The sequence below is a fragment of the Bacillus sp. AFS055030 genome, assembly GCF_002574545.1.
Lineage (GTDB): Bacteria > Bacillota > Bacilli > Bacillales > Bacillaceae_G > Gottfriedia.
Window position 1 is genome coordinate 60603 of record NZ_NUGT01000002.1, and the last position, 11497, is coordinate 72099.

The window sequence follows — 11497 nt, forward strand, 5'->3', positions numbered from 1 at the left end:
CCTTATTTCGCTGGTAAGAAATCATTCGTAAATGCTTCTTTTGGCTTAAAGTTTCCTTCTAACAATTTATTTTCAGCTAAGAAATCTGCATAGTTTTTCCAAACTGATAACTTTTGCTCACCCCATCGGTCTGCATCATCTTTATATTTAGATGCTAACCATTCTTGGCTTTTTTCCACTAATTTTTTATCTAAATCTGGATTATCCTTTATTAAAATCGAAGCGGCTTCTTTAGGGTTATCGATCGCAAAATTATATCCTTTTGATGCTGCAGCCACAAACGCTTTTACTGTTTTAGGGTTTTTACTAATCATTTTTTCGTTAGTAGCTAAAACTGGCGTATAGTAATCAAGTTTTTTACTATAATCAGTTAAATAGATCATGTTTAATTTTTCACCGCGAAGTTCTGCTTCAATCCCTGTCCATCCTTGATAAATCCAAGCAAAATCGATATCTCTTTTTACTGCAGTAAAGAAATCAGCATCACCCATATTCACAATATTCAACTTATTAACATTCGCATTTTCTTCTGCCATAAGCGATTTTAAAATTGCCTTTTCAACAGGTGAACCCCATCCACCATATGTTTTTCCAACGAAATCTTTTGGAGACTTAATTTCTTTATTCACTGGTGATGCAAATCCAGAAGTATTATGTTGAATAATTGCTGCAATTGATACAATTGGTACATTTTGAACTCGCGCTTGTGTAATTGACTCCTGATAAGAAACGCCAAAATCCGCTTTACCAGATGCCACCAATTGATCTGCCCCTGTTTCTCCCGGGCTGATAATATCTACATCAAGCCCTTGTTCCTTAAAGTAACCTTTTTCCTTAGCAACAAAAAGCCCCGTATGATTTGTATTTGGCGTCCAGTCTAGTACGACAGTCACCTTTTTTAATTGCTTTGTCTTTTTATTAGTGGCAGTTTTGTCTTGAGCACATCCAGTTAACATTAAACAAATAGCCACTAAAAATACTACTAGTTTTTTCATTATCTATATCCCCTTTTGGTTTTTGTTTATAAAAAAAGAAAACGTCCGGGTACGAACCCGGACGTAAATGCGCTGTAAAAAACATATCTAAAAAGAGATACTGTTCCCTACGCTGGCATCACCCAGATCAGGTTCTAAGAGTCAACATCTTAAGGATGCTATCTCAGCCAGCAACACTGGCCCCTCCACATTTTTCTCATATATAAACTTTCCTCATTAATATAACAGATAATGATTGTATTTACGAATTATTTTTAACTAGTGTTTAAATGTTTTAATACTCTGTTAATAAGCGCAATGAAACTATGAAATTTTAATATTTATTAAAAGAGAATGATAAACAAAAATATCATTTCTTATAGTAAAATCTTAAATGAATAAAGAATATACTACATCAACAAATTTTTTGTAAAATGAGGGGATTTTTTGAATAAACCAATCGGGGTCATTGACTCAGGTGTTGGAGGCTTAACAGTTGCCAAACAAATTATAAGACAATTACCTAAAGAGGACATTTTATACTTAGGCGATACAGCAAGATGTCCATACGGATCACGACCATATACAGAAATTAGAGAATTCACTTGGGAAATGACTAATTTTCTAATGGAGAAAGATATAAAAATGTTAGTCATCGCCTGTAATACAGCAACATCAGTAGTCTTAAATGAAATGCGAGAGAAACTTCAAATACCAGTCATTGGTGTTGTCCGCCCAGGAGCCAGAGCAGCAATAAAATTAACACAAAATGATCGAATCGGTGTCATTGGAACGAATGCTACCATTAATAGTAAAGCATATCATTCTGCACTAAAGCGGATTAATGATAAAGTACTAATCGAAGGATTGGCATGCCCAGAGTTTGCTGGAATTGTTGAAAATGGGGATTACAATAAACCTGAAATATTTGAGATTGTTAAACACACCCTTGCACCACTTATCGATTCAAATATTGATACTTTAATACTTGGTTGCACGCATTACCCATTACTCGGTCCAATCATTCAAAAAGTGATGGGACCATCCGTCCAACTGATCAGTTCGGGCGATGAAACAGCTTTAGAAGTAAGTGCAATACTTGATCAACAAAATATTTTATCTAACTCTGAAATCACTTCACATGAATTTTTTACAACTGGGGATCCTACGATTTTTCGTAAAATAGCTTCATCTTTATTCCAAGAACCACTGGAAAACGTAAAGTATATTAAACTATAAAAGTCTATAGAACATATAAAATGAAGAAAACCAACAAAGTACATCTTTGTTGGTTTTTGTGTTTTAAAATTTATTCTTTACTTGAAAAGTAATCTTTAAGCATCGCATTGTTCTTTACGATATCATCTAGTGTATATTGATCTAAAACTTTTAAAAATTGTTCTAATGCATTGTTGAATATATGTTTTAAAGAACAAACAGGTGTAATAACACAAGTATTGCCATGTTCAAAACATTCTACAATATTAAAGTCCTCTTCAGTTTTACGAATTATTTCACCGATATTTATTTCTGTTGGCAATTTAGCTAAACGAATTCCACCGTTTCTACCACGTATAGTCTCAATATAGCCCATCTTACCTAAATTATAAATTATTTTCATTAAATGGTTTTTAGAAATATCATACGCTTCAGCGATGTCCTTAATATTAACTAATTTTTCACGTGGCTCTGAGCTTAGAAATATTAGTACACGAAGAGAGTAATCCGAATAAGTTGTTAAACGCATAACTTGTCCTCACTGTCTTATTTATGATTTATCATAGCATAATTGTGAACATTTTTTAAACTTTTATGTCTTTTTGCGAAAAAAACCAAAAAAGATGTATTTCGTATATTGCTTTAAATTAATTCTAGGTCTAAGATAAAGATGTATTTACAATACTACTTTAAAACGTGATTAGGGGGATTTTTCATGCTATCTCAAAAAACAATTGATATTATTAAGTCAACAGTTCCTGTCTTAGAAGTAAAAGGTACAGAAATTACTAAAGTATTCTATAAAAATTTATTTACTAATCATCCTGAACTATTAAATGTATTTAATCATACAAATCAACAACAAGGTAGACAACAAACCGCTCTTGCAAATACTGTTTTAGCTGCAGCACAGAATATTGATAAACTAGCAACAATTATTCCGGTAGTAAAGCAAATCGCGCATAAACACCGCAGTCTTGAAGTTAAACCAGAGCACTATCCAATCGTAGGGCAACATTTACTAGGGGCAATTAAAGAAGTACTTGGTGATGCTGCAACTGATGAAATACTAGGTGCTTGGGCAGAAGCATATGGAATTATTGCTCAAGTATTTATCGATATTGAAAAAGAAATGTATGAAGAAGCTTCTTCTCAAGAAGGCGGTTGGACTGATTTTAAAGAATTTAAAGTCATTGAAAAAGTTAAAGAAAGCGATGTAATAACATCATTCTACTTAGCTCCTAAAGATGGTTCATCAGTTCCTACTTTTTTACCTGGTCAATACATTACTGTTCGTTCACAAATTCCTGGTGAAGAATATTTATCAAACAGACAGTATAGTTTATCTGATGCACCAGGTAAAAATCACTTTAGAATTTCAGTTAAAAAAGAAGCTGAAGAAAATCAACCACTAGGTAAATTCTCAAACTTCCTACACAATCAAGTAAACGTTGGTGATACATTAGAGATTACTGCTCCAGCAGGTGAATTTACTTTAAATACTGCCATTGATTCAGATGTTGTTTTCTTAAGCGGTGGTGTTGGAATTACACCATTAATCAGTATGGCTAAGACAATTGCAAGTAATCAGCCAAATCGTAAAGTTAGCTTCATAAGCGCTTCAAGAAACGGTAAATTACAAGCATTTGCAAATGAATTAAACCAATTAAAAGAGCAATTAACAAATTACAATTTATCATTTGTTTATGAAAACCCTTCTAAGGAAGATCTTCAAAATAATAACTTTAAAAAGCAAGGTTATATTGATGCAGAATGGTTAAATAACAATGTTAAATCTGACAATGCAGATTATTACGTATGTGGACCAGTACCATTTTTAAAAGCGATTATAACAAACTTAAAAGAATTAGGAATTAAAGATACACAAATTCATTACGAATTCTTCGGACCAGCAATGAATTTAGACACTGAACCTAAAAACACTGTACATCAAGGTTAATATTTAGAAAGGATGCTCTTAATCGAGCATCCTTTTTATTTCTGCTCCAATAATATAGCCATTCTTTTTAAAACTGTCGGTATTGTGAAGCTACCAAAAATTGCGATTAGATCGCTTGAGTAGTATTTTTTTAGTGAACCATATACTAAGCCGCTTATCATTAGATCGTACAAAAAAAACCGACCAAATTCACGTTTAGTTATGACCATAAAGATGATCGGTGTATTTCTTGTTGTAAGAATAAGCCCACCTTCTTTTAAAAGAATTGATCATTCTATTAATTGAAAATCTTAATTTATTTTTTATCTATTATCCAATAATACTTTTCAATTTCTTCTTTTACTTTTATCATGCCAATTTTCTCTAAAACTCTAATAGAAGCATGGTTATAAATGGAACAAATAGCAGATATTCTTTTCACATGATTTTGCTGCAAACCCCACTCACAAAAAGCCTTACCCATTTCAGTTGCATACCCTTTTCCTTGATAACTAGGTGCAATGCTATAGCCTAATTCCATAATCCCAGTTTCATCAGGACCACCTTTAAATCCCATATCACCAATAATTACTCGATCTTTTTTATGAATGATAATCCCTTCATATTTTTCTTCAGAAGGATGCGTTTGAAAACGAGAAATCTTATATGGGAAAAGATTTTTATATACTTGAATTGGCCACCCATTAGCGAATGGATAAAATTGATTTTCAAACTCCAATTCTTTACATCCACTTAAAACAGAAACCATCGCTTCTTTAGTAAACGTCATTAATAGTAAGTTTTTAGTTTCAGTGATTAGCATTAAAATACTCCTGTATACTAAATTTTATTGTTTTTGACTATTACTTCCCTTAAAAAATATTCTAGAAATAACTAATCCAATCAAGCCAAGTAGTATAAATAAACCAGCTCTAACCATTAATGTAATATTTGGTAAATCTATTAATACAAGTTTTCCTAGCGTCAGTAATAATAAACCTATCCCAGTATAAGTCCATACTTTAAACTTTTTCATATTACCAAGTATCATAGCTACAATTGAAAGCAAGATCCAACTTATATTAATTAATAATCGAATCATATTATCAGATAGATTTACTGCAAGAATTTGAACAATTTGTGTAATAAAAGCAATCAATATTACCGTAATTAATAAAGAACTGCTTAATAAAATAAATTGTTTTTCGTCTTCTTTTTTATAAGCCAAAATTGTAATGACAATTAGAGCTATAATTAACACTAGCCAATTCAATGTTTCAACAGACCAAAAAGAATCGATTCCAACCGATAAAATGGATATCCCTACAGGAATGAATGTAAGGGCAGCTATAATTAATTTGAGTACATCTCGATATCTTAAATAAAATATATAACTTGATACTGCTTGAATGATTAATACAGTACAGAGTAATTTTACTGAAACACTGTCCAAACATAAGAATGAAAGAGCTAATATAAAATTCGTCGAAAATCCAAAGAAAAAATCCGATTTCTTTTTATAATAAAAAGTAAGGAATAAATAGCCTACACATAAAAAGATTAAAATCAATGTTCTAGTCTGATCTTCAAATGCACTAAAGATCCACCCAATAGTTAAAATAAAACTAGTGTGAAGAATTAATACTTGTTTTTTAATAGTAAACTTAGATTTTATCAATATAGCTAGCAAACTAATATGTTGAACGATAATACTTAATGCGAAATACTCAATTCCATTCGTATTAAAATTAACTACAGCAACAATTAAATAAGATAAATGTAATAATATTGCAGACGAAAGATAGATGAATTGATATTTCTTAAATGTCGCATAAAACATAAAGCATAAGTAAATTACGGTTTCATAGATTGAAAAAAATAAATAGTTTGGCGAATCACTTTTAACTAGAAATGGTACAAAAACAGCCCCTATTATACTTATTAATCCAATAACTTCTGATTTATATCTATTCATAGAATAAAAACCAATACATACCCAAACAATTAGAAAGGAAAATGCAACTGTTGACCCGACCATATGATATAAATGATGCATAGCAAATGTAGTTAAAAATAATACAGGTAACACGCCACCAATTAATGATTGGCCGAGTGTTGATCGATTAGCTTTCATTTGACGATTACCGTACCAGAATAAAGCGATTGCTATAACAAATCCAATCCCTACTTTTGCATATTTGTTTAAAACCCCATAATCTGATGCCGCTTTAAACCCCCACATTACTCCAAGAATGAAAATAAATATAAAAAATCTAGGTAACCACTTTTGAAAAATAAGCGCTTCATAGTCAACCTTTTCAGTTTCTACTGTTACTTTTACCTGTCTACTAACTGTTTTTTGTGGTTTAGGTTTATTTACTTTAGGTTGATTTATTTGTTTAATTTCGTCTGAAGTTTCCTTTGTGATTAAGAGAAATTCAATTTTTTTCTTCATCTCTCTCACTTCTTCTTCAAGCTTTTCTACCTTTTTTTGAAGATCTTGATTCTGATTATCCAACTACATCACCTCTTAACATACCTATGTAGATTATTAAGACTAAATAACTGAAAAGACATCCTTCATATAAGTTCGATATTTCCTGAGATTTATCCTATATATTAACTGTTAATGAAGTATGTTTTTTTCAAATTTCGTCATATTTCCCGGTAAATAAAGGCAATCAGCTCTACTGGAAAACAATCATTTCTAATTATATCGGTCAAATAAAAAAATCCTCCATATTAAAAATGGAGGATTTTTCAAATTAAAATAGAACTTTTTCTAAATTTTGTTGTTTAATCATTTCTAAGAAGCTATCGAATGGTTGAGTACCAATGTCACCTTCGCCACGTTTACGAATAGCTACAGTATTATTTTCAACTTCTTGATCACCAACTACTAACATATAAGGTAATTTTTGAAGTTGAGCTTCACGGATTTTATATCCAATTTTTTCACCACGTAAATCAGCTTCAACACGGATTCCTGCAGCTTTTAATTGTTCAGCAAGCTTTTGTGCATATTCATTGTGAACACTTGAAATTGGTAATACCGCTACTTGAACCGGTGCTAACCATAATGGGAATGCTCCAGCAAAATGCTCAGTTAAAATTCCTAAGAAACGGTCAATTGAACCGTAAATTGCACGGTGGATAACAACTGGACGTTCTTTTTGATTATCTTCATTAACATAAGTTAAATCAAATTTCTCAGGCATTTGGAAATCTAATTGAATTGTAGCACATTGCCAGCTACGTTTTAGTGCATCTTGAATATGGAAATCGATTTTCGGACCATAGAATGCTCCATCACCTGGGTTTAATTTAAAGTCTAAGTTCTCAGATTTCAGAACATTTTCTAACGCCTGCTCTGCTGAGTTCCATAACTCTTCTGAACCCATTGAATCTTCTGGACGAGTTGATAATTCTACTTTGTAAGTGAATCCGAATACGCCGTAAATTTCTTTAATTAAGTTAATTACTTCGATAATTTCGCCTTCAATTTGGTCTGGACGACAGAAGATATGTGCATCATCTTGAGTAAAAGTACGTACACGCATCATTCCATTTAAAGCACCAGAATATTCATGACGGTGAACTTGACCATTTTCACACATACGAACTGGTAGATCACGGTATGAATGTAATTTATTTTTATAAACTAACATATGCCCTGGGCAGTTCATCGGTTTTAATGCGAATTTAGTTTCATCAACCTCAGTAAAGTACATGTTTTCATGGTAGTGATGCCAGTGACCTGACTGCTCCCATAATCTTTGATTCATAATAAATGGTGTACGAACTTCTTTATAATCTTTTGAAGTTTGTAATCCACGCTCATATTGTTCTAATTCATTACGGATAATAGTACCTTTTGGTAAGAAGAATGGCATACCAGGTGCTTCTTCAGAGAACATGAATAATTCAAGCTCTTTACCTAATTTACGGTGATCACGTTTTTTAGCTTCTTCTAATAAGTGTAAATGCTCTTCTAATTCTTTCTTACTTGGGAACGCAGTACCATAAACTCGTTGAAGCATTTTATTATTTGCATCGCCTCTCCAATAAGCACCAGCAACTGATAATAATTTAATCGCTTTTACACGTCCAGTTGTTGGAACATGTGGACCACGGCAAAGGTCTACGAATTCACCTTGATTATACATTGAAATAACTGCATCTTCTGGTAAATCACGAATTAATTCTAATTTAAACTCATCGTCTAGTTCAGTGAAGAATTTAATTGCCTCTTCACGACTAACCTCTGAACGAGTAATCGGTAAGTTTTCTTTAATAATTTTTTCCATTTCTTTTTCAATTTTCGGTAGGTCTTCTACTTTAATTGAAACAGGAAGATCAATATCATAATAAAAACCATCTGCAGTTACAGGTCCAACTCCAAATGCAGCTTTTTCGCCTTTATAAAGACGTTTTACTGCTTGAGCTAAAATATGAGCTGAACTATGACGCATCATTTCTAAGCCTTCTTGATCATCTTGAGTAATTATTTGAACTTCACAATCTTCAGTAATAGGTGTATTTAAATCCACTAATTTACCATTAATTTTTCCACCAAGCGCTTTTTTCTTTAAGCTAATGGAGATTGAACCCGCGAAATCTTCAACTGTTGTATTTTGTTCCACCTCGCGAATTGATCCATCTGGTAATTTAATTGAAATCATTTAAGTTCACTCCTTTTTCAAATTAATTTTGACAATAAAAAAAGAGCACACTCGTAGGGACGAATGTGCTCGTGGTTCCACCCTAATTTAATGTACACAAAAATAAGTATACAAAATCTCAACGTTTTAACGGTCTACACCGATAGTAGATACTTGTAAAAAATTACGTTCCCCACTATAGCTACAAGGTGGTAAGTCATTCAACGTATAGAGAATTCTCGCACCAAATGAATTCCTCTCTTACTATCGTCTTGAACGCTCGTGTCCTTGATCTTTGCTTTTCCTTATTCTTATAAAAGTATTATATAGAATGTCATTGAATTCTTCAAGTACTCATCTTAAGATTAATTTAATTGTTTATCATTCTATTCAATCTTTATTCAGTATGTGACAACATTACTTGTTTTAAACATTCACAACTGAATTCTTTGTTTCATTTAATAATTTTTCTTTCCACTCATTTTTCCATTGTTCACTTCGCCCTGTTTGACGATTTATATTAACTAAAGAATTTCGACCGGTAAAGCAAATTTCATTTTGAGGATTAATCCCCATATAGTGTATATCAATTGATGAATTTCCTACTTTTGCAATTTTTACGTACACATCAATTATTTCATTAAAAAATACTTGTCGTAAGTAATCACATTGTAAATCGGCAACAACTGGAATAAATTCACTATGATTTGCCGTCCATTCTTGCATAAACCCTAAATGTTTTAAATACTCAATACGTGCTTCCTCAAAATAAACGAATGGAACTGTATTATTCATATGACCAAACATGTCCGTTTCACTAAATCGAACTTTAACTGTAATCTTAAAAGAAAACTCAGATTGCCACTCCTCTATATTAGATACATAATTCATTTTTCCCATCGAATTTGCCCCCTTACTAGCTTTATTATATCATTAATTCTACTAGAGAATGAATAACCATTCATTTATTGAGGGGGGCTTTCTATCTACTCTACTTACTTTTCCCTAATTCGGTTAGGTCATAAAAACTATACTAACCATTTAATAGTTTTGATGAATATAATTCCCATGTTTGAATGTGATTCTTTTAAAATGGTTGTTTCGCATCCAAGCATCTACACGTTTTTCAAAAAGCTCTCCCCCATATATTGGGTATCTTTCTGATATAGGATTTTTTTCATTATATATCTTATTTTTAAAATCATCTGTCTTAATTAAGTAACATTGATCTGAAAATCCATAGCCAATATAAAAGTTTTCGTCTTCATCTATTGATTCTTGTTTTGCCTCAAAAATTTTTCTATTCCAGATTGGATTTGCTACTTTGATTTTTTCATCATTTTGTAGTTTTTGTATCGATAAATCAATCCAATTAAAAGGTTTCTCTAAAATAGAATCACTTGAAAAATGAAGTAAGTAATCTGTATTACAAAGATAAATACTTACAAGTTCTGAGATTGAATAGTAATAGCCACCTTTGAAGCTTTCCTTAGTGATTTCAAAGTAATTTAGAGCTTCTTTTGAAAAATCATCAACTATTACATATGAGGATAATACATCTCTATCGACAAGCTTATCTGCATGACGACTAACTTCCTTTACATCTTGTACGTTATTAATATATAAAATTCTTTCTTTAAATTGAAATTGATTATATTCAATCATTTTTTCGATCCGATCTGTCTTTAAAAGTATTGCCCAATCTTTTTCGTAGCATTTCGTTTCAAATGTGACTTCAAACTGTTGCATTCTAGTCAACCTCCGTCCGAAAGCAGTGAGTTGTTCGATTCCGAATCCGCCTTTACTATTGATATGATTTTAAAGTGGAGTTTATTAGAAGATGTTTGTTTAAAAATATAAAAAAAGCATGTCCCGGGAACATACTTTTTCACGCTGTTGAAAAAAGAATTTGTCAATTAAATTGTAGGAGGATCATTGATAGGTAAGAAGTGTCTCGTTGATTTCCACTACAGGTTGCTCGCTTTCCATGGGGCGAGATTCTATAGTCTCCTCGGCGTGCGCCTGTGGGGTCTCAGCCTTCCCGCATCTCCCATAGGAGCCTGGCAACCTTACGTTCCAATCAAATTCTTTATGAAAAATAATAATCTTAAAAAACATTAGAATATGCAATTGAACGAATGAATTCCATTTTATTCTTCAATATTAAATTGAAAAAATGATGACAGCTTACACATCTAGAGTAATAATTAATGTGAATTCTATCTTTTTTCCATTTTAGGTAAATCTTTAGTGGTACGCATATATTCTTTTATTTCATCAATTGTAATCATAGTACAGTTTCCTTTCGCCAATTTTTTTATTTTCCTTAAACTTATCGCTTTTTTCCATTCATATATACTTAATTGATTCAGAGCTTCTTTCTCACCTACACTTCGCATTCTAGTACTACTCTTCCGTTCACTTTGAATAGTTTGTAAAATTTGGAGATTTACTTTATTAAGATTTCCCTCGATTCTCTCATCGATCTCACCTAAAGAAATTTTTCTCATTTAAGTATCTCCTTTCTGTATGTTTTTCCTAACTATACATTAACACAGTTATACCTGCTTATTTCGTTTACCATTATTTTCGGTTATGCTTTACTTTTTGCTCTGAGAAATTTTTTTTGATAATCAGTTAATCGACAATAATTTTTTTCTAACTATAAAAAAAGCATGTCCCGAAATAAAATGTACCCTTTGTAA

10 protein-coding genes and 1 riboswitch are annotated in these 11497 nt (G+C 31.7%); of the genes, 2 read left to right on the forward strand and 8 right to left on the reverse strand.

Going from position 1 to position 11497, the window contains the following annotated elements:
- Positions 1-2: 2 nt before the first annotated feature.
- Positions 3-995: an ABC transporter substrate-binding protein gene (locus CN925_RS00695; RefSeq protein ID WP_098843842.1), complete on the reverse strand. Its 993-nt coding sequence runs from the start codon at positions 993-995 to the stop codon at positions 3-5.
- Positions 996-1082: 87 nt separating this feature from the next.
- A riboswitch (TPP riboswitch) is annotated at positions 1083-1192 on the reverse strand.
- A 229-nt stretch (positions 1193-1421) separates the two neighbouring features.
- Here CN925_RS00695 and racE point away from each other — a divergent pair.
- Positions 1422-2213: a glutamate racemase gene (gene racE / locus CN925_RS00700; protein WP_098843843.1), complete on the forward strand. Its 792-nt coding sequence runs from the start codon at positions 1422-1424 to the stop codon at positions 2211-2213.
- 70 nt (positions 2214-2283) lie between these two features.
- Here racE and CN925_RS00705 read toward each other — a convergent pair whose 3' ends face one another.
- On the reverse strand, positions 2284-2721 hold the full coding sequence (locus tag CN925_RS00705; protein WP_098843844.1) for an RrF2 family transcriptional regulator: 438 nt from the start codon (positions 2719-2721) through the stop codon (positions 2284-2286).
- Between the two features lie 186 nt (positions 2722-2907).
- Here CN925_RS00705 and hmpA point away from each other — a divergent pair, with 186 nt between their 5' ends.
- Positions 2908-4152, forward strand: a complete 1245-nt coding sequence (gene hmpA / locus CN925_RS00710; protein WP_098843845.1) for an NO-inducible flavohemoprotein — start codon at positions 2908-2910, stop codon at positions 4150-4152.
- A gap of 295 nt (positions 4153-4447) precedes the next feature.
- Here the strand turns inward: hmpA and CN925_RS00715 are convergent, their stop codons facing one another.
- The 6 genes from CN925_RS00715 to CN925_RS00745 form a co-directional block, all read right to left on the reverse strand.
- A complete protein-coding gene (locus CN925_RS00715; protein ID WP_098843846.1) occupies positions 4448-4954 on the reverse strand; it encodes a GNAT family N-acetyltransferase in 507 nt (168 codons plus the stop codon).
- 24 nt (positions 4955-4978) lie between these two features.
- Complete coding sequence (locus CN925_RS00720; RefSeq protein ID WP_098843847.1) at positions 4979-6649, reverse strand: DUF2339 domain-containing protein; 1671 nt, start codon at positions 6647-6649, stop codon at positions 4979-4981.
- Positions 6650-6896: 247 nt separating this feature from the next.
- The gene (gene thrS, locus CN925_RS00725; protein WP_098843848.1) at positions 6897-8813 is read right to left on the reverse strand and encodes a threonine--tRNA ligase; all 1917 of its coding nucleotides are present in this window, start codon (positions 8811-8813) and stop codon (positions 6897-6899) included.
- 405 nt (positions 8814-9218) lie between these two features.
- A complete protein-coding gene (locus CN925_RS00730; RefSeq protein WP_098843849.1) occupies positions 9219-9692 on the reverse strand; it encodes an acyl-CoA thioesterase in 474 nt (157 codons plus the stop codon).
- Positions 9693-9833: 141 nt separating this feature from the next.
- Positions 9834-10541, reverse strand: coding sequence for a hypothetical protein (locus CN925_RS00735; protein ID WP_098843850.1), 708 nt, complete (start codon positions 10539-10541; stop codon positions 9834-9836).
- Between the two features lie 470 nt (positions 10542-11011).
- Positions 11012-11302, reverse strand: a complete 291-nt coding sequence (locus CN925_RS00745; RefSeq protein ID WP_098843852.1) for a hypothetical protein — start codon at positions 11300-11302, stop codon at positions 11012-11014.
- Positions 11303-11497: the final 195 nt, after the last annotated feature.